This is a genomic window from Ruegeria sp. CDSA034, from assembly GCF_059612275.1.
On record NZ_JBXWQH010000003.1, the window covers coordinates 167,943 to 186,764 of the forward strand.

Annotated in this window: 20 protein-coding genes; 10 read left to right on the forward strand and 10 right to left on the reverse strand. The window is 57.3% G+C overall.

The genetic code is table 11. From position 1 onward, the window contains the following. Nucleotides 1-36 precede the first annotated feature (36 nt). From dusA to AC2FLJ_RS07625, 4 genes are read left to right on the forward strand one after another with little or no spacing between them, the layout of a single operon-like run. Nucleotides 37-1,032 carry a tRNA dihydrouridine(20/20a) synthase DusA gene (gene dusA, locus AC2FLJ_RS07610; protein WP_496705127.1) on the forward strand — a complete coding sequence of 332 codons (996 nt, stop codon included), beginning with the start codon at nt 37-39 and terminating at the stop codon, nt 1,030-1,032. Nucleotides 1,033-1,072: 40 nt separating this feature from the next. Next, on the forward strand, nt 1,073-1,897 hold the full coding sequence (locus AC2FLJ_RS07615; RefSeq protein ID WP_282151560.1) for a sulfite exporter TauE/SafE family protein: 825 nt from the start codon (nt 1,073-1,075) through the stop codon (nt 1,895-1,897). Beyond that, the gene (locus AC2FLJ_RS07620) at nt 1,894-2,676 is read left to right on the forward strand and encodes a hypothetical protein (protein ID WP_496705129.1); all 783 of its coding nucleotides are present in this window, start codon (nt 1,894-1,896) and stop codon (nt 2,674-2,676) included. The genes AC2FLJ_RS07615 and AC2FLJ_RS07620 overlap by 4 nt, the downstream gene beginning before the upstream one ends. Nucleotides 2,677-2,709: 33 nt before the next feature. After that, nucleotides 2,710-3,438: a SpoIIAA family protein gene (locus tag AC2FLJ_RS07625; RefSeq protein ID WP_496696900.1), complete on the forward strand. Its 729-nt coding sequence runs from the start codon at nt 2,710-2,712 to the stop codon at nt 3,436-3,438. Nucleotides 3,439-3,706: 268 nt separating this feature from the next. Here AC2FLJ_RS07625 and AC2FLJ_RS07630 read toward each other — a convergent pair whose 3' ends face one another. From AC2FLJ_RS07630 to ccmI, 3 genes are read right to left on the reverse strand one after another with little or no spacing between them, the layout of a single operon-like run. After that, nucleotides 3,707-3,940 carry a DUF1289 domain-containing protein gene (locus AC2FLJ_RS07630; protein ID WP_058274068.1) on the reverse strand — a complete coding sequence of 78 codons (234 nt, stop codon included), beginning with the start codon at nt 3,938-3,940 and terminating at the stop codon, nt 3,707-3,709. Between the two features lie 18 nt (nt 3,941-3,958). Then, nucleotides 3,959-4,423: a Holliday junction resolvase RuvX gene (gene ruvX / locus AC2FLJ_RS07635; protein ID WP_058278324.1), complete on the reverse strand. Its 465-nt coding sequence runs from the start codon at nt 4,421-4,423 to the stop codon at nt 3,959-3,961. Next, nucleotides 4,420-5,646, reverse strand: a complete 1,227-nt coding sequence (gene ccmI / locus AC2FLJ_RS07640) for a c-type cytochrome biogenesis protein CcmI (protein WP_496705132.1) — start codon at nt 5,644-5,646, stop codon at nt 4,420-4,422. The genes ruvX and ccmI overlap by 4 nt, the downstream gene beginning before the upstream one ends. A 196-nt stretch (nt 5,647-5,842) precedes the next feature. On the opposite strand from ccmI, the gene AC2FLJ_RS07645 reads away from it, so the two are divergent. The 4 genes from AC2FLJ_RS07645 (at nt 5,843) to AC2FLJ_RS07660 (ending at nt 11,110) form a co-directional block, all read left to right on the forward strand. Beyond that, nucleotides 5,843-7,087 (forward strand): sarcosine oxidase subunit beta family protein, encoded by a 1,245-nt coding sequence (locus AC2FLJ_RS07645; protein WP_058278329.1) that lies wholly within the window; start codon nt 5,843-5,845, stop codon nt 7,085-7,087. A 76-nt stretch (nt 7,088-7,163) separates the two neighbouring features. After that, nucleotides 7,164-7,493, forward strand: a complete 330-nt coding sequence (locus AC2FLJ_RS07650) for a sarcosine oxidase subunit delta (protein WP_109311456.1) — start codon at nt 7,164-7,166, stop codon at nt 7,491-7,493. A 43-nt stretch (nt 7,494-7,536) separates the two neighbouring features. Continuing rightward, the gene (locus AC2FLJ_RS07655) at nt 7,537-10,551 is read left to right on the forward strand and encodes a sarcosine oxidase subunit alpha family protein (RefSeq protein WP_496705134.1); all 3,015 of its coding nucleotides are present in this window, start codon (nt 7,537-7,539) and stop codon (nt 10,549-10,551) included. Then, nucleotides 10,544-11,110, forward strand: coding sequence for a sarcosine oxidase subunit gamma (locus AC2FLJ_RS07660; RefSeq protein WP_496705136.1), 567 nt, complete (start codon nt 10,544-10,546; stop codon nt 11,108-11,110). Before AC2FLJ_RS07655 ends, AC2FLJ_RS07660 begins: the two co-directional genes overlap by 8 nt. Here AC2FLJ_RS07660 and AC2FLJ_RS07665 read toward each other — a convergent pair. After that, nucleotides 11,104-11,340, reverse strand: a complete 237-nt coding sequence (locus tag AC2FLJ_RS07665; RefSeq protein ID WP_496705138.1) for a hypothetical protein — start codon at nt 11,338-11,340, stop codon at nt 11,104-11,106. The two genes, AC2FLJ_RS07660 and AC2FLJ_RS07665, sit on opposite strands and share 7 nt — an antisense overlap. 102 nt (nt 11,341-11,442) lie before the next feature. Further along, entirely contained in the window at nt 11,443-12,204 is a 762-nt protein-coding gene (locus tag AC2FLJ_RS07670) for an FkbM family methyltransferase (protein WP_496705140.1), read from the reverse strand. 101 nt (nt 12,205-12,305) lie between these two features. On the opposite strand from AC2FLJ_RS07670, the gene AC2FLJ_RS07675 reads away from it, so the two are divergent. Continuing rightward, entirely contained in the window at nt 12,306-12,905 is a 600-nt protein-coding gene (locus AC2FLJ_RS07675; RefSeq protein WP_109311451.1) for a superoxide dismutase, read from the forward strand. A 328-nt stretch (nt 12,906-13,233) separates the two neighbouring features. Here the strand turns inward: AC2FLJ_RS07675 and AC2FLJ_RS07680 are convergent, their stop codons facing one another. From AC2FLJ_RS07680 to AC2FLJ_RS07700, 5 genes are all read right to left on the reverse strand, one after another. Continuing rightward, complete coding sequence (locus tag AC2FLJ_RS07680; protein WP_496705142.1) at nt 13,234-14,247, reverse strand: alpha/beta fold hydrolase; 1,014 nt, start codon at nt 14,245-14,247, stop codon at nt 13,234-13,236. A gap of 19 nt (nt 14,248-14,266) precedes the next feature. Beyond that, the gene (locus AC2FLJ_RS07685; protein ID WP_496705143.1) at nt 14,267-15,706 is read right to left on the reverse strand and encodes a glutamine synthetase family protein; all 1,440 of its coding nucleotides are present in this window, start codon (nt 15,704-15,706) and stop codon (nt 14,267-14,269) included. Nucleotides 15,707-15,809: 103 nt separating this feature from the next. Beyond that, nucleotides 15,810-16,208 carry a cupin domain-containing protein gene (locus tag AC2FLJ_RS07690; RefSeq protein ID WP_108859955.1) on the reverse strand — a complete coding sequence of 133 codons (399 nt, stop codon included), beginning with the start codon at nt 16,206-16,208 and terminating at the stop codon, nt 15,810-15,812. A 4-nt stretch (nt 16,209-16,212) separates the two neighbouring features. Next, nucleotides 16,213-16,647 carry a lactoylglutathione lyase gene (gloA, locus tag AC2FLJ_RS07695; protein ID WP_085823161.1) on the reverse strand — a complete coding sequence of 145 codons (435 nt, stop codon included), beginning with the start codon at nt 16,645-16,647 and terminating at the stop codon, nt 16,213-16,215. Between the two features lie 19 nt (nt 16,648-16,666). Then, nucleotides 16,667-17,758 carry an aromatic ring-hydroxylating oxygenase subunit alpha gene (locus AC2FLJ_RS07700; protein WP_496696884.1) on the reverse strand — a complete coding sequence of 364 codons (1,092 nt, stop codon included), beginning with the start codon at nt 17,756-17,758 and terminating at the stop codon, nt 16,667-16,669. 457 nt (nt 17,759-18,215) lie between these two features. On the opposite strand from AC2FLJ_RS07700, the gene AC2FLJ_RS07705 reads away from it, so the two are divergent. Then, the gene (locus AC2FLJ_RS07705; protein WP_472724040.1) at nt 18,216-18,728 is read left to right on the forward strand and encodes an Lrp/AsnC family transcriptional regulator; all 513 of its coding nucleotides are present in this window, start codon (nt 18,216-18,218) and stop codon (nt 18,726-18,728) included. The last annotated feature ends 94 nt before the right edge of the window (nt 18,729-18,822 follow it).

Genomic DNA, 18,822 nt, shown 5'->3' on the forward strand with positions numbered 1-18,822 from the left:
TGTGTGCAAATTTGGTCAAATCTTGAGGTTTTACGGGTGTCTAAGCTGTTAAATTATAACGCTAAATTATCAGTCGCGCCCATGATGGATTGGACAGACCGGCATTGCCGATTTGTGCACCGACTGCTCAGCCAGCAGACACTTCTATACACGGAAATGGTAACCGCCCCGGCGTTGGTGCGAGGTGGAGCATTGCATTTGTTGGACTTCAGTTCGCAGGAACACCCCGTCGCGCTGCAATTGGGCGGTTCTGACTCAGAGGAGCTGTCGCAGGCGGCCCAGCTGGGCGCGCAAGCGGGATATGATGAGATCAACCTGAACTGCGGCTGTCCTTCGGATCGGGTGCAATCGGGTACATTCGGGGCCGTCCTGATGAAAGATCCTGCCCGTGTTGCTGATTGCGTTGCCGCGATGCGCGATGCTGTTGATGTCGAGGTGACGGTCAAATGCCGTATTGGGGTCGATGATCAGGATCCGGAACGGGTCTTGCCTGAATTCCTGCAGGCCATTCATGCGGCCGGATGCCGTCGCGTAACAATCCACGCGCGCAAAGCATGGCTGCAAGGGCTTAGCCCAAAGGAAAACAGGGATATACCGCCTTTGGACTACGACCTTGTGCATCGGATGAAAAATGCGTTCCCGGACCTGCACGTCTCGATCAATGGCGGAATCACGTCTCTGGAACAAGCAAAGACGCAACTGGACGCCGGGCTGGACGGTGTCATGATTGGCCGCGCGGCCTATCACCAACCCACGGATATTCTGGCCCAGGCGGATGCCATGATCTTCGGCAGCGGGCAGGTAGCTGATCCGATTGATGTCGTTCACAAAATGGTGCCCTATGTCGAAAACCACCTTGCCGAGGGCGGCCGCCTGCACCAGATCACGCGTCATATGCTGGGCCTGTTTGCCGGACGTCCCGGTGCGCGTGCGTGGAGGCGGGCTTTGTCCGAGGGTGCGGTTCACGATGGGGCAGGCCCCGAGGTGATGCTGCAGGCGCTGGACAGCATCGCGCCTTTGGCAGAGGTTTGACAGCTACAGGATACGGCCAGTTGGCCGGTTTGGGGGGATGATGCCCGAGACGATGTTACTGGCCCAGATGCTGGGCCTTTTGCTTGTAATCGGGGCGCTGGCCGGTGTCTTGGCTGGATTGCTGGGTGTCGGCGGCGGCATCGTTCTGGTGCCCGCGTTTTTCTATGCGTTCCAAACGCTTGGGTACGGCGGCCCGCAATTGATGCAGTTGTGTCTTGCGACCTCGCTGGCAACCATCATCATCACTTCAATGCGATCCGTCTTGGCGCATAACAAGAAGGGCGCGGTGGACTGGGATATCCTGCGCGGCTGGGGGCCAGGAATTGCAGTTGGGGCCATTGTCGGCGTGCTGGTCGCCTCGGCGCTACGAACCGAAGCGTTGCAGGCGTTGTTCGGAGTGTTGGGTATGGTCATCGGCGCTTATCTGGGCTTGGGCAAATCGGAATGGCGGCTTGGTGATGTGATGCCAAAAGGCGTGAAGCGGGCCGTTTTGTCGCCTTCGGTCGGGTTCCTTTCAGTTCTTATGGGCATTGGCGGCGGCAGCTTTGGCGTGCCGCTGATGAGCCTGTTCAACACACCCATCCACAGGGCGGTTGCAACGGCGGCCGGGTTTGGCGTGATCATCGCCGTGCCTTCAGTTCTAGGCTTTCTATTCTTGGACATAGCGCCTGAACACCGCCCGCCGTTCACAATTGGCGCTGTCAATTTGATAGCATTTGCAATTGTCGTGACCATGACCATGATCACCGCGCCGTGGGGTGTGAAACTGGCGCATGCGATGGATCCCAAACCATTGAAGCGCGTGTTCGCGGTGTTTCTGACGCTGGTCGCCTTGAACATGCTTCGCAAGGCGTTGGGGCTATGACCGATTTTTGGGACAAGGGCTGGATCAGGTTTCCACACGATCCGACACTTGCCCAATGGGTTGAACACGCTTTGCCGCAAGCCCGCGCCTCGGTCACAGATCCAACCTTTGCGGAATGGCTGGATTGCGAAGGCACGTGGTTCATCGGCGTGGATGCGCTGGATAACGATCCAGAGGGCAGGGTGGGGCAATCAGACCTTTTGTCAGGTCAGGCGATGGACTTTATCGCCGAACATTACGGGCGGTTGCCACTGCACAAGGGGCAGGTCTCGGTCGTTTATCCCGGTTATCCCCGCCCACGTCGTGGCGAAAACGATGCCGCCAGCAGATACCGGCGGAACCGTGACGCGGCGCATGTAGACGGTTTGCGTCCCATGGGGCCGGATCGCCGACGACGGGTGGATGAGCCACACGCATGGATCCTTGGCATTCCGTTAACGGATGCAAGCGCGGATGCCGCACCGATGGTTCTGTGGCAAGGCAGCCACAAGATTCTGGGGGCAACCTTTCAGCGTGCCATGGAAGGCCAACCCACGGACAGTCTGCACCAGATTGACGTCACCGACATATATCAGACCGCCCGTCGTGAGGTGTTTGAAACCTGCCCCCGTATCGAACTGCCTGCAAAACCGGGTGAAGCCTACCTGCTGCATCGCCACTGCCTGCACGGCGTCGCGCCTTGGGCCGAGGGGGCGACCGCCGGGCCGGATGGACGGATGATCGCCTATTTTCGTCCGGAATGCGCGGGGGGAGTAGCCGAGTGGATCGAATCCCCGTAACCTGTTGCCATTATTCAGGTTTGGAGGTTTTCGATGATTACGGTTCATACGCATTCTGAAGGGGCCCAGATTGAGGTCGAGCTGTCCGGCGAAGTGACAAGCAAAGATTACAGCGAGACATTGGTCCCCGCGATCGAAGCGGCGTTAGAGGCTCATGATGCGGTGCGTTTGTTGGCGATCGTGCAGCCAGAGTTCAAAGGCTATGATCTTGGGGCCGCGTGGTCCGATACCAAGCTGGGTCTCAGCCACTGGCGCGGGTTTGACCGTATCGCAGTTGCGGCTGATCAGGGCTGGGTGCAGACCAGCATCCGTCTGGCCGCACCGATTCTGCCATGCCCCGTTCAGGTGTTTGAACTTTCGGAACTTGAGGTCGCGCGCCGTTGGATGCGCGAGTCGCTGGGTGCCATTCATGTGACCGATCTGGGCGGGCCCTGCGTGCAGATCAGCCTGATGGGCAAATTGGATCCCGAGGAGTACCAGCAGGCAGAGCGTGATCTGGATACCTTGCTAAGCTCAAAGAACGGGTTCCGTCTGTTGATCGACCTGCGCGAGTTTGACGGCTGGCAGGGGCTGACCGCACTGGCCGCGCATTTCCGCCTGGCCCGAGGGCATGTGGGAATGCTGGATCGCGCCGCTATAGTGGGGGACAAAGCGTGGCAACATATGGCGCAGCGTGTCGCCAGTCACGTTCTGGGTGCCCGTACGCAGTTCTTTCCTTCTGAGGATTTCGAAAACGCAAAATCCTGGCTTGCAGCCGGGTAAGGCGGCGGCCGGCAGAGCGAAAGATTTCGCCTGGCTTTACCATTACGCAAGGTTAAATTTTCGGCTGTTTATTTTTTCTTGATCAGCCGGTCAAAAAAAGATTAAACGTGTTTTAGTCTTCCGTATGACCACTTCGGAAGAACTTAAATGCTGAAGAGCGCCGCTGTGGGTTGCCACTCACTTACGCATGTCGTCGAACTTGATCCCCCCTCGGAGTTCAGACCGACCCGCAGCGGCGCGAATTCAGCCAAAAAGCCAGAAGTGGATATCAGGATTTGTTCATTCGCGCAGCCCGCCCACCGCGCCGTTTGGCGAGGCGGGGTTTGCGTGCAGGCAGATCTTCCATGATTTCGGCACGCTCAACGCTGTCCATTTTCGACCAGCGCGTGATCTCATCAATTGTGCGATAACAACCGGTACAGATGCGCTCGGTCGGGTGCACGACGCATATCTGGATGCAAGGGCTCTCGACCTCGTTCCTTTTCCAGACCATGTTTGTCATCGGTATACCCCGTTGCCCTTAAAGAAAGCGCAGCCTATCCAGCGCTCCTTGTAGAATATAGCCTGCCGCGACGTGATCGATAACCTGTCCGCGACGTTTTCGTGACGTATCCGCCTCAAGAAGTGCCTTTTCCGCCGCGACTGTGCTTAGCCGTTCGTCCCAGAAGCTGATTGAAACCTCGGTCAGACGTGACAGATTTCGGGCAAAAGCGCGGGTCGATTGGCACCGGGGGCCTTCGGTGCCGTCCATGTTTTTGGGCAGGCCGAGTACGACACCACCAATCTCGCGGTCCGCGATGATGTCCAGCAATCGGGCCGAATCCAGGGTGAATTTCTTGCGCCGCACGGTCTCAAGCGGGCTGGCCACGCCGCGCATCCGGTCGGACACGGCCACGCCGATGGTCTTTTCGCCCAGATCCAACCCCATCAGGGCAGTCATAGGGGACAATGCGGCGGCGAAGTCTTCGAACTCGTCGTATATCATTGAGCAATACCTGCCTGAAGTGCGGCAGCGTCGATGATCTCCAGCGCATCGGCGTCTCCGGCAAAGACCGCCATGGCTTCGTTCCTTATGTCGATCGCGCGCTGTCCTTCGCCCAGAACGCCCAGTGCAGCGATCAGACGGGCCCAATCCTCGGGCGCGCCTCCTTCGGTGGCCAACCGGTCGGAGAGCTGATTAACCATGCCTCGGATCATCTCTTGTCGTTCTTCCGGGGTCAGCGAAGCGGCAGCCTCGACGTCATCCTGGCTTGGGCCGGGTCCTGCGGGGGCAGAAACCTCGGGCGCGTTGAACACCCCTGCGCGAAAGGCCAGCTCATCCAGTTGGGCCAGAATTGCGTCGACCCATGGCGCGCCGACCGGTGCGTTGCGCAAGGCGTCGGTCCAGATGCGATACCCGATGTCGGGGCGCCCGACCTGCACCATCATCTGGCCAAGGTAATACAGCGCCGGGCCATGTCGCGGATCGCGTTTTAAAGCTTCGCGCAATGCAGCTTCGGCTTCGGGGGATACATATCCACCCGCCGACAAGATCATCATTTCGGCCAGATGCGAATAAGCGTCTGCAGGGACAGCGTCGCCAGACAATTCGATCACGCGCTGCTGGGCCTTGTAAGCGGCCGAAAAGTTGCCTGCGTTCGCCTCGTGTTGCGCCAAAAGAACATGGCCTTGCAGGTCATCGGGACGCGCTTCGACGGTTTCACGTAACTGCTCCAAAAGCGCCGCATAGCTTTCTTCCAGCTGCGGCAGGGGGGCTGGTGTTGTGGTGGCTTCGAATTCAGCTTGGCTGGGGCGTTCCGCGCGCAAGGTTTCCGCTCGATCAATGCGCAGCGACAGAGGTTGATCCGGCAGCCCCGCCGCACCCATCCGGTCGTACATCCAGGTCGCACCGCCGACCAGGATAAGACCCACGGCTGCGATAGCGGTGACCGAAGCCCAAAGTGGCGGTCCCGGTCGAGTCGACTGTGCCTGTATCTGTACGTCTGCGGCCAGAATACGGCGTGAAATCTCGGTGCGTACACGCTCGGCATCTGCTTCCCCGATGACACCTCGGGCGAGATCCTTGTCCACGCCCGCCAATTGTTCGCGATAAACACGCAGGTCATAGGCCGCTGCGGGTTCGCGTGTGTCGCGCGCGCGCAGGATAGAATAGCCCAGGAACACTGCAGTCACGGCAGCTGTTAGGATGATCAGGACCCAGAACGACATGGCTTCTCCGAAGTGGCTGCCCTGACTTAGACCTCTCGGCGGGCCGACAAAAGGGACAAATGGCCGCTGGCAGACTTCGTGTCGCAATAATGGGGCCTATGTCGCAATAGTGCGATATTACGGCGTTGAACGGCAGGGGCGCGCTGGCGTTACGCGGCATATCTTCGCGCAATCACCGAACCGGATGGATTCGCCTATGAAACACTATTCAGCCTTTGCTGTAGCGCGCGAAGCGCTGCGCTATCACACCGGATGGGAACGCGCCTGGCGTTCGCCCGAACCCAAGAAGAAATACGACGTGATCATTGTCGGTGCGGGCGGTCATGGTCTGGCCACAGCTTATTATCTGGGTAAGAACTACGGCATCCAGAATGTCGCCGTGATCGAAAAAGGCTGGCTGGGCGGTGGTAACACCGGTCGGAACACGACTATCATCCGCTCGAACTACCTGCAGGACCCTTCGGCAGCGATCTACGAAAAAGCGCGCAGCCTGTACGAGGATCTGAGCCAGGAACTGAACTATAACATCATGTTCAGCCCCCGTGGCGTTATGATGCTGGCCCAGACCCATCACGAAATTCGCGGATATCAGCGCACGGCGCATGCCAACGCATTGCAAGGTGTTCAGACCGAATGGATCACCCCCGAGCGCGTCAAGGAGCTGGTGCCGATCATCAATATCGACGGTCCGCGCTATCCGGTTCTGGGCGCATTGTGGCAGGAACGCGGGGGCACCGCTCGTCACGATGCCGTGGCTTGGGGATATGCGCGCGCCTGTTCCGCAATGGGCATGGACATCATCCAGCAATGCGAGGTCAAAGGCGTCAGGTCTGAGAATGGCCGCGTTGTTGGCGTCGATACCACCAAGGGTTCTATTGACTGTGACAAGCTGGGTATGGTGGTTGCGGGCCATTCCGGTCAGCTGGCCGAGATGGCGGGCTTCCGTTTGCCGCTTGAAGCCATTGCCCTGCAGGCGTTGGTGTCCGAGCCGATCAAACCCTGCATGGACGTGGTGGTGATGGCCAACACCGTGCATGGCTATATGTCTCAGTCCGACAAGGGCGAGATGGTGATCGGCGGCGGCACTGATGCCTTCAACAACTACACCCAGCGCGGCAGTTTCCATCATATCGAGGAAACCGTTCGCGCACTGGTCGAAACCTTCCCGATGATCTCGCGCCTGAAGATGTTGCGCCAGTGGGGCGGGATTGTGGACATGACTGGTGACCGGTCTCCGATCCTGTCGAAAACGCCACTGGGCGGCTGCTTTATCAACTGTGGCTGGGGCACGGGTGGCTTCAAGTCGATCCCTGGATCGGGATGGGGCATGGCGCAGCTGATGGCCACGGGTCATTCACCGCTGACCGAAGCCTTTACGCTGGATCGCTTCAAAGAGGGCCGCTTCATCGACGAAAGCGTCGCCGCCGGGGTGGCGCACTAACACCCTGGCCTGAAGGTGCCACCTAATAGAATTCTGGTTGGCCACATTGCCAGCCGACCGCCAAAAGGATGACCATATGCTGATCCTGAACTGCCCGTATTGCGGCGTCGACGCCGAAGAATCTGAACTGTCCGCCGGAGGTGAGGCGCACCTGAAACGCTTCGGTCCCGGCTCGTCGGATGGCGAATTCCACGACTACCTGTTCATGCGTGAAAACCCCAAAGGCGTTCATTTCGAACGCTGGCGCCACAGCAACGGCTGCGGTAAGTGGTTCCACGCCGCTCGCTGCACACAAACGCTCGAAGTGTTCGGAACCTATTCCGCCCAGACGACCGAGCCGCCGAAAGAACTCAAGGACGCGATCACTGCAAAGCGCCCTGGCTGGACGTGGAGAGAGTACGAATGATCCGCGCTGCCATCCCTAATTCCGCCTGCGAAAGGTCCGCAACATGAGCACCCGTCTCGCAAAACAAGGCCGGCTGATTGACCGGTCGAAACAGGTCACCTTCACCTTCAACGGCACCTCGATGCAGGGGTACGAGGGCGACACACTTGCCTCGGCCCTGCTAGCCAATGATCAGATGATGATGGGCCGGTCATTCAAATACCACCGGCCGCGCGGTGTTGTCGCCAGCGGTGCAGAAGAGCCGAACGCTTTGGTTGGCCTGGGGCAGGGCACCCGGTTCGAGCCGAACCAGCGCGCCACAACGACCGAGCTGTTCAATGGTCTGACCTCAATTTCACAGAACCACTGGCCGAACCTGGAATTCGACATCGGTGCCGTGAACACAGCGCTGGCGCGGTTCCTGCCGGCGGGCTTCTACTACAAGACGTTCATCCACCCCAAGCCATTCTGGAAACACGTCTACGAGCCGATCATCCGGCGGTCGGCCGGTCTAGGTAAAGCACCCGACAAGGACAACCGCGACGCAGATACTTATGAGCACTTCTACGCCTTCACCGACGTTCTGGTGATCGGTGGCGGTGTCGCCGGGTTGCAGGCGGCCATGGCTGCGGCCGAGACCGGTGCCAAGGTTCTGCTGATCGAGCAAACCGCGCATTGGGGTGGGCGTGCTCCGGTCGATGGCGGGGCCATCAATGATGAGCCTGTGGATAAGTTCGTGGAACAAATGGTTTCCAAACTGGAAACAATGGACAACGTCATCATGCGCAACCGCTGCATGGGCGCGGGCGTCTATGACCATGGTTATGTGCTGGGGTATGAGCGTCTGAACGACCATAAACCGGGCACACAAGGTCCACGCCATCGCCTGTGGCGTATCCGGGCCAAGCAGGTCGTCACTGCAACAGGTGCAATCGAACGTCCGCTGTCATTTGCGGGCAATGATGTGCCGGGCGTCATGCTGGCCGCGGCCATGCGCGACTATGTGGTGAATTGGGGCGTAACCCCGGGCGAACGTGTAATCGTTGCGACCAACAATGACGACGCATATCGCACAGCGATCATCCTCAAACAGGCAGGTGTCGATGTTCTGCGTGTGATCGATGCGCGTGCTGCAGCCGGACCGCTGGCCGAAGAGGCGCGACAGCTTGGCATCCGGGTCGACCCCGGCAAGGCCATTGCCAAAGTCAAAGGCGGCAAGCGCGTCAAAAAGGTCGAGATCTGCAATCAGGAAGGCATCGGTGGCGCTCGCGAAGAAGTTGAGTGCGACGCGGTTGCCATGTCTGGCGGCTGGTCCCCGGTTGTTCATATGTGGTCGCATTGCGGCGGCAAGCTGATTTGGGACGAGGCGCACGCGCATTTCCGCCCTGATCCGGCGCGGCCACCACTTGGGGCGAACGGCGAGGGATTTGTTGTGGCTGCCGGTGCGTCTAATGGCCCTCTGGCATTGGGCGATGTCCTGACGGACGCGCACGCTGCGGGCAAAGCGGCCGCCAAAGCAGCTGGCTTCAAGCCAAAGAACACCAAAGCTCCGGCTGGTGAGGCCACGCAAGAGGCCGCTATGCAAGCGGTCTGGCTGATGCCCGCCAACGCCGAAGTGCAGTTACGCATGAAATCCTGGCTGGACTTCCAGAACGACGTCAAAGTCTCTGACGTGCAACTGGCCGCGCGCGAGGGCTATGAAAGCGTCGAGCATACTAAGCGATACACTACACTGGGTATGGCGACAGATCAGGGTAAGTTAAGCAATATCAACGGGCTGGCGATTCTTGCTGATGCGCTGGAATCGGAAATCCCGAAGGTTGGCACCACCACCTTCCGCCCGCCATATACCCCTATCTCGATGGGTGCGATTGGCGGCGAAGCGCGGGGTGAGGTGTTCCAGCCGATCCGCCAAACACCGATGCATGACTGGCACGATAAGAACGGCGCCGATTGGGAGCCGGTCGGTCACTGGCGCCGGACCTATGCCTATGTGCGACCCGGCGAATCCGTGCACGATGCGGTGAACCGCGAGGTGAAGAACACGCGTGATAATCTCGGTCTGCTGGATGCCTCGACGCTGGGCAAATTGATCGTCAAAGGCCCCGATGCCGGTAAATTCCTGGACATGATGTACACCAACATGATGTCCACGCTGAAGATCGGCAAATGCCGCTATGGCCTGATGTGCTCGGAAAACGGGTTCCTGATCGACGACGGCGTTGTCGCCCGCATCGACGAGGATACCTGGCTGTGTCACACAACCACCGGCGGAGCCGAACGCATCCATGCCCATATGGAAGAATGGCTGCAGACCGAGTGGTGGGACTGGAAGGTCTACGTCGCCAACGTGACCGAGCAATACGCTCAGGTGGCGGTTGTCGGCCCCAATGCCCGCAAGCTGCTTGAAAAGCTGGGCGGCATGGATGTCAGCGCTGAGGCGCTGCCATTCATGGAGTGGCGCGACGGGCAGATCGGTGGTTTCGATTGCCGGGTCTACCGGATTTCATTCTCAGGTGAACTGAGCTGCGAAATCTCGGTTCCGGCCAGCCAGGGGCAAGCCTTCTGGACCGCTCTGATGGAGGCAGGTAAGGAATTCGGAGTGATGCCGTACGGCACCGAATGTCTACACATCCTGCGGGCCGAGAAGGGCTTTATCATGATCGGGGACGAGACCGACGGCACCGTGATCCCGCAAGATCTGGGGCTGCACTGGGCGCTTTCGAAAAAGAAAGAGGACTACCTTGGCAAACGTGCCCATTCGCGCAGCCACATGGCCGATCCGGACCGCTGGAAACTTGTTGGTCTTGAGACTGTGGATGGTTCTGTCATCCCTGACGGAGCTTACGCAGTCGGCGAGGGCGTCAACGCCAATGGTCAGCGCAACATGATCGGGCGCGTGACCTCGACCTATTACTCGGCCAATCTGGGTAAGGGCATCGCCATGGGTCTGATCAAGCACGGTCCCGACCGCATGGGCGAGATCGTCGAGTTCCCAGGCACCGATGGTAAAACCTACAAAGCTAAGATCGTGGACCCGATCTTCTTCGATAAGGACGGGGAGAAGCAGAATGTCTGAACCTATCAGCGCACTGAACCACGCAAGCTATGATGGCATCGCCAAGGTCCAGGAATGTGGCCTGCAGGGAATGATTACCCTGCGTGGCGACCTGTCCGACAAGGTGTTGGCCAAGGCCGTCAAGGACGCAACGGGTCAAAAAATGCCCGGTCAGCGCGAAGTTCTGGTCAATGGTGAGGCCGGCGTTTGCTGGATGTCCACCGATGAATTACTGGTGCTTGTTCCCTACGCCGAGGTTGAGGCCAAACTGGCGGCCATGACCAACGCGCTGAGCGGTACACACGCGTTGGCCGTCAACGTCTCGGACGCCCGCGCGGTGTTCCGTATCTCGGGCGGCAATGCGCGTGAGGTGCTGGGCAAGCTTGCCCCGGTCGAGCTGTCGGCGGAGGCATTTCAACCAGGTCAGATCCGCCGCTCGCGCTTGGCGCAGGTGGCAGGGGCGTTCTGGATGGACGACGCTGAAACCTTCCGCGTTGTCTGTTTCCGGTCGGCCGCAGACTACGTGTTCAAGTTGCTTAAAGTTGCGGCGCAGCCCGGCAGCGAAGTTGGGGTTTACTGAACCGAAGTGAACAGAAAAGCCTCGGCTAAGCCGGGGCTTTCTTTACCCGGTGAGTACGCTGCAAACTCCGGATCCATAAGGATTGTCGGCAACGTCTGTGAGCGCAAAACTGGCGCGATCCAGCCATGGCCGTCCGACTTCGTGATTTCGCATTTGTATTCGACGGTGCCAGCTAAAACTGATTGCGCGGAAACGATCATCGCAGCAATCGCCGTAAGCGAAGCTTTCATTTTTGTTATCCTTGAAACTATTCCGTGGGTTCACTTCAACAAGCTCACGCTTGGGTTGCAAGTGTGGAAACACCTACTTCGACAGGGCTAATGGCCGCATTACTAGCCAGTAAACAAAACCGTACGGTACCGTGTCATTTCCGTTGGGCTGAGCGCTTTCTGAACATCCAGCTGGCGTCCGGTTTCGTCAGTAATTTCAGAATAAAAGGAGAGACTGCTCAGCAGGTCTGAGGTCCGCTGATGTCTGTCCTCTTCGGGCAAAAGCGGTGAGTGGAGTGAGAGGTACAGAGTAGGTCGCGTCCGTTTCAACCAGGGCAGGATCGTTGGCAGCACAAAAAACTCAGCCCCTTCAATATCCATCTTGACCAGAGAGATACCCGACAGGTCATTCGCGGCCTCGAACTGGTCCCATGCGATCGTCAAGGCGTCGTTGCCATGCGTTCCGTCATGCAAAAGTGAGCTGGTGGAATCCCCCGGCTCGCCGCGCACCGACGCCATACGGGCCACTCCGAACTGGTCCGACAACGCCACGCCAAAGGCCGAAACGTTGCGGATGTCGTTCAGGTCGAGGTTCCAGGCCAGATGCCGAAAGGCCGTTGGGTCCGGTTCGAAACACCAGACGTGCCGCGCCTTGCGGGCACCGTACAGGACCGTGGGGCCAATCCACGCGCCGATGTCCAGATAATCCCGATCTGCCGACAGATACTTGTCGAGTACCGCGAAGGTTTCAGGCTCCCACTTGCCATCAGACGCCTTGCGCCAAAATTTCGAATGATAAGGGTCCAGCCGAAACGGCTCGCCATTCAACTGGCCCGCATAGTATCCGCGGGCGCGGTAAAACATCTTGCGCGCCTGTGTAAGCATCGCCTGCCTCCGGGTTTTCTTGTCTCGGCTCTTGACCTGCGGCGGCTGCCAAAGCATTTAACCTTGGGAACCGCAACTTACATTTTTAACAGGGGGCCGATATGGCTTTTGAACTTCCTGATCTTCCTTATGCACATGACGCGCTGGCAGCCAAGGGTATGTCCGCGGAAACACTGGAATATCACCACGACCTGCACCACAAGGCCTATGTCGACAACGGCAACAAGCTGATCGCTGGCACCGAGTGGGACGGCAAGTCGCTGGAAGAGATCATCGTTGGCACCTACGACGCAAATGCCGTCGCGCAAAACGGCATCTTCAACAACATCAGCCAGCTGTGGAACCACAACCAGTTCTGGGAAATGATGGGCCCCGGCGGCAACGCAATGCCCGGTGACCTGGAAAAAGCCTTGACCGAGAGCTTTGGCTCGGTTGACGAGTTCAAGTCGCAGTTCAGTGCGGCTGGTGCTGGTCAGTTCGGTTCGGGCTGGGCGTGGCTGGTCAAAAACGCAGACGGCTCGCTGGCTGTAACCAAGACTGAAAACGGCGTTAACCCGCTGTGCTTTGGTCAGACAGCACTGCTGGGCTGTGACGTTTGGGAGCACAGCTACTACATCGATTTCCGTAACAAGCGTCCGGCTTACCTGTCGAACTTCCTCGACAATCTGGTGAACTGGGAAAACGTTGCATCGCGGATGTGATTGTTGACCCGATAAGGGTTTATCAAGGGCCTGCTGGCGGTGACGTCGGCAGGTCTTTTTTATTTAGATGGGTGTTTCTGAAGGTGATGCGGCGTTTTGCAATCGGCGTCGAATGGCAGCAGTGAGCCCAAAGTTTCGAATGCTGTGACTGGTATTGGCGTCTGCTGTGTGCGGTAAAGCGGACTTTAAAAAGTTGATCGAACAAACCAAAGTAGAGCTATACCTAAACCAACATGTTTGCGTTCCAGTTGCCGCGTTGCCGCCCCTCGTTTCACGAAAAATATCGGTAAATAGTGAATGCGTACGGCCCCCAGTTATTCACCAAGTGTTAATCTTCTAAAAGTTCCCGAATATTTGCATCTAGCTGCGCAGTGAAACCTTTGTCATTGCCTGGATTGGCAGCGCAATGGCCCCAAGGGGAATTGTAAGGGCGGAAGACGGCGCGAGGTATGTGGTGGGCCTCAATTTCGTTGTCCTCGGGAGGGAAATATAGATCCTGAGTACAAGGCATCAGAATGGCACGAGCCTTGATGGCACCTAGCGCCAGTTCAAAATCTTCATTGTAAAGCGGCCCGGCTGAGATGTCGCCTGCCTGCCAAGTGGCAAGCTTTGCCAGTAAGTTGTTGGCATCCCAGCCCTGCACATGGTCCTGCTCCCAATCCTGCATCAGCTCTTCTATCGATTGGAATCCCAGCTGCCGATATAGCCCCTCGCGATAGAAGGTCTGAGAGAAGGCCCAGCCTGCATAAACCCGGCCAAAGGCGCTAAGCCCGGCCTCGGGTGGGCTGTCATAATTACCGCCGTTCCAATTCTGATCCGCACAAAGGGCGGCCTTGACCCCTTCGAGGAAGACAAAATTATGCGATGAGGTCTTGGCCGAGGCGCAGAAAGGCAGGATCGCTTGGACCATGTCCGGGTATTGCGCCGCCCACTGGTAGGATTGGCAGCCCGCCATTGACCAGCCAGCGACTAGGGCGATTTTCTCGATCCCCAGGTGATCATGGATCAACCGATGCTGGGCAGCGATGTTGTCCCACATCTGCACCAGCGGAAATCGCGGGCCGTCCTGCGGCGCAGGCGTATTCGATGGCGACGATGAGCGACCATTGCCGAACAGGTTCGGGCTGACGATAAAATGGCGGCTTGGATCAATCGCGCGACCTGGGCCAAAGAACCCCTCGTTACGGGAATTAGTGCCAGTATAAAAGGTGGGCAGAACGATGACGTTGTCACGGGCGGCCGACATTGTACCGTAGGTCTGATAGGCAAGCTTGGCATCCTTCAATACCTTGCCCGACAAAAGCGGAAAGTCGCCCAGCTCGTAAATCTCAAAATCTGGCACCACCCGATCCTTTCCTGTCTTAGTAGAGCCGCAGATATTCCTGCACTTCCCAATCGGTGACCGATTGGTGATACCGCTCCCACTCATCGTTTTTATATTCGAGATAAGAACTACGCATCACCGGGCCCATCACATGTTCCGCCATGGCATCGCCACGCAAAGCCTCAATCGCGTTATAGAGCGTTCGCGGCAATCGGTGGATTCCGAGTTCGGCAAGTTCAGCTTCGGTCTTAGAATAAAGATCAAAATCTGTTGGTTCGCCCGGGTCGGTCTTTTCTTTGATGCCCTTAACACTACAGCTCAGATGCATCGCCATTGCCAGATAGACATTCATGGTCATGTCGCAGGCACGGTTTTCGATGCAGTGGCGGCTCTGTGGCAGGCGGAACTGGGCCGAGCGATTGTTGAAGCCATATGTGATATTGGTCGGAGCCCAGGTGACAGTGCCGCCTTCAAAACCGCCAACGCGCGGCACCAACCCGTTATAGGAATTCACTGTCGGACAGGTGATTGCGGTGATCGCTTCGGCGTGCTGCATCAATCCGCCTACTGCCCAGCGGCTCTCGTCGCTCCAGTTGCCATCGGGTGTCTCAAAAATGTTTTCGCCAGGGCGACTTTCATGCTGCATCGACAGGTTGATATGCGCCCCGGACCGCCAGTCCCCCACAGTTGGCTTTGGCATGAAGGTCACAAACAGCCCATGCTGCTTGGCCACCTCTTTCAACGTGATGCGCAGAAAAGCCAACCGGTCGGACATCTCCAGCAGGTTGGTGTAGTGGAAATCAAGCTCAAACTGGGAGTACGCACCCTCGGCCACCACGTCATGCAGGTTCCAGCCTAATCCTTCGATGATGTCGATCAGGGTTTTTAGGAATGGCATCGAGTCGATGGAATACTCAACATCATAGCCAAATGCCTGACGACGCGGACGAAGCCCATCTGCAGGGTCATTGTCAAATGCCTTAACGGGCTGCCCGGCGTCGTCATATTTCATCACGATAAACTCGGGTTCTACCCCGGCGTAACCAGTGTACCCTTCCAGCGCGGCCTCGTGCATGGCGCGTTTCAGGGCCTGACGCGGGCAGACATTATAGGGTGCGTCTTCCCAGTAGAGATCCGAGAAGATGATCGCCATCGATGTGTCCCACGGACAGACGTAGACGGCATCGAGATCCGGAACCACCACCTGATCGCTGTCGGCGGGGCTTAGCTCGGGCACGTACGAAATCGAATGCACCGCGAATTGCGGGCCTTTTCCAAGGCATAGCGGTTCAAAATCACTCATCGGTACGGGTTTTGTTTTTGGAATACCGTGCAGGTCAATCCAGGCGGCCATCACGTATTTGACGCCAGCCTCCTCCAGACGTTGCCGTACCTCTGCGATACGCGGGCGGTTACGCTCGACAGCGTCATGGAAAGTCTCGTAGTAGATGCGGGTGCTGGCATTATCCTTGGGCATTCGGCGTCCTCCCATCGAATGGCAATCAGATTTGGTTCACCGAGGGTGATCCCTCAGTGTTGGTGCTGGTTTCGTTTGTTCTGTCGCTCAGCGGTTAAGATGTTCAGCCGGGGACAAAATCGTCAGGATCGATGCCCGGAACCTGCGTGATCCCGGCAAGCTGTTTCCAGTTGTGAGGGTAGGCGGCATAGAAGATCACGCATTTGCCGTCCGACTCGTAGGAAATGTGGTTGTCCTTCGGGACAAACAGCACATCACCACGATTGCAAACATAGCTTTTGCCATCGCAAACCAGTCGGAATGTACCCTCAAGGCAATAAATGATCTCGTCGCAGGTCAGATCCCACGGCACCTTGATGTTGTTCAGAACGTTGATACCGCCGCACATGGACTTGCTGAATTCGCTGGTCACCATCGGTTTGATGTAAGTGTCGCTGTCCCCCATCGAGTCGTAGCGGTTTTGAACCAGATCGAATTTGAAAAGTTGAGGTGTGTCACCCATTTGGTCAGCCTTCCTGTGCCAGGTGTTTCAGTATGGATTCGTTCAATTCGACCTTGTAACCGTCAGGGTCCTCGCAAAAGGCGATGACCCTTGTGCCGTTTTTCATTGGCCCCGGTGGGCGGGTGATGTTTACCCCGGCCGCAGCCAGCTGTTCGCACGCGGCATAAACATCTGGCGTTTCGATGCAGATGTGGCCCCAGCCGTCGCCTTTGTCATAAGGCGTGCCCTGATCCCAATTGGCGGTCAGCTCCAGCGTTGGAAACTCGGCCTCGGGCCCATAGCCGATAAAGGTATTGGTGAATTTGCCTTCGGGGTAGTCCGTGCGCCGCTGCACTTCCATACCCAGAATTCCGCAATAGAAATCCAGTGACTTCTCCATATCTGTGACCCGCATCATCGTATGGGCCAGACGAAACCCTTTGGATATGGACTTGTTCATCGTTATTGTTCCTTCTTGCTTAGGCACCAGCTACGTCGCGCTCGATCAGATCCTGAAAGGCGCGCACGCTGTCTTCCCAAGCGGGCGACAACAGGCCTCCATCCTCGGCGACCGGGGATTTGCGGCCCTCAAACATGCGTTCAACCATCTCGTGATCTTCCTTGTGGACATCCCACCAAAGGTTTCTGAGGGCTTGTATTTCATCGGCGCTCAGTTCCTGGCCTTCTGTCGTGTAAAGTGCTCGGTACTGGCGCATTTTTCCGGGGCCGATGGGTACGTTCAGATAGACGCCTAGTTGATCAGGGAAATAGCGACCCAGAATGAAGTTGGGGTACAGTGTCAGATATCGAGAGCTGACGCCCAGACTGCCGGATGTGCCTAGTTCTTCGTTCAGGTCCACCGCGCTGCCGATGCAGTTTCCGTCGATGAGGGTATAGTGGTTTTCCAACGGCTGATCGGTGGTTGAGGCATGTACAAACTGGACGTGGTAGGGCTCGATAAAGTTCTCCATGATCAGCTTCCAGTTGGTGCCAATCTCACCAAAATCGAGCAGGCCAATTGGTTCCACTCTGGTGAAATCCATCCCCTCCAGCCGGCTGATCAAAGGCGCGGCATAGTCTTCGAAATCAGGCGCGTTCCCATCCAGATTGACGAAAATCCAATCATGCCAGACATGGGTCCGTACGGGTTTCAGCCGGTGCTCTTTGATGTCAAAACCGTCGAACTCCTGCCTTCCGGTTCCGGCAAAATGCGGTGCAGCCCGCAGGCGTCCATCCAGATCATAGGCCCATGCATGATAGGGGCAGCGGATCAGCTTGCCGACATTCTTGGGTTTGTCGACCAATGTCATGCAGCGGTGCAGGCAAACATTGTGAAACACCTGGATGTCGCCATCACGACCGCGCACTGCCAGCAGTGGCAAGTCGGCGCAAGTGACAGGATGCGCATCGCCTGGGTTGGATATCTGATGGGCAAACCCGATGAACACCCAGTTCTTGGCCAGAACCGTCCGGCATTCCTGCTGCCAGAACTCTTCGCTGCGATACGCCCCGGCGGTCAGCCCGTGCTGAGGCCCTCCAATAGCCTGGGCTCTATCCTCGGCAATTGTCATTTGTCCTCCCTTCGACACTGCCACCTGTACCTGTCGGTCCAACGACAGGCGCATGGTTTTTCCGTTTCTCGCGGTCTTCCTACTTGCCGACTTTGTCCCGCCGCGCCGGGCCTTGAGGTTTCGACTGCGAATATCGCATTTTTCGTCTAGCGATATTTCGATTTCCGCGATTAATTGGAATTTTGGGACAAGAATCGGAAATGATCTGGTCAAAAAACGGCATGATGGTACGAATTTCGAATAACGAGGTCGTGTGGATTGCGAGAGTCGCAATTCCAACGGGATTTTACAGAAAATTTGACAATAGGCCCGCGTCACCGTCCTTGGAATCTGCGGTGTCGAGGGCAAAGGATGTCGTTTTCTGCACTTCCTGCCACAGATTTCTTAGCGGAGAATTGCGGATTTCGATGTCCTCACCTAGTCTCAGCTACGAATGCAGCAATCGAGCATCAGGTATATGGCAGTCAAAAAGCAATCAAACGTGCGCGCCACCGCACAGAGCATTAGGTCCCCAAAGGATGACTTGAACCAACAGATCATCCGGCTGTTGCAGCAAGATGGCCGGATGGCCTTTTCGGAGATTGCGCAGCAGTTGAACGTGTCCGAAGGAACCATCCGCAACAGGGTGAGCGGTCTGCGAGACAATAACATGTTGCGGATCGTCGCGATGTCGGATCCCGTGGCCACAGAGTACACAACCGACGCGATGATTGGGTTGAATGTGGCTGTTGGCGTGACCCCACGCCAAGTGGCGGAGCGGCTTGAAAAGAACCCTCGGGTTGTTTTCATTCTGTGGGTCGCGGGTCGATATGACCTGATCATTGAATTGGTCAGCGACGATGATGACGCATTGAAGGAATTTCTGGAGCATGAAATCCACGCGAATGACGATATCGCCAATGCCGACGTTATGCCGGGGTTGAAGAACTTCAAGAATCAATTCCTGCTAAAGCAGGATGTGAGGGAATGATTGGGGAGAAGCCCATCGCTGAAGCCAATAGGGCGAAAGGATTTTGACAGAGTTTTTGCGGAGATAATATGCGCCGGTCTTAATGTCGCCTCCG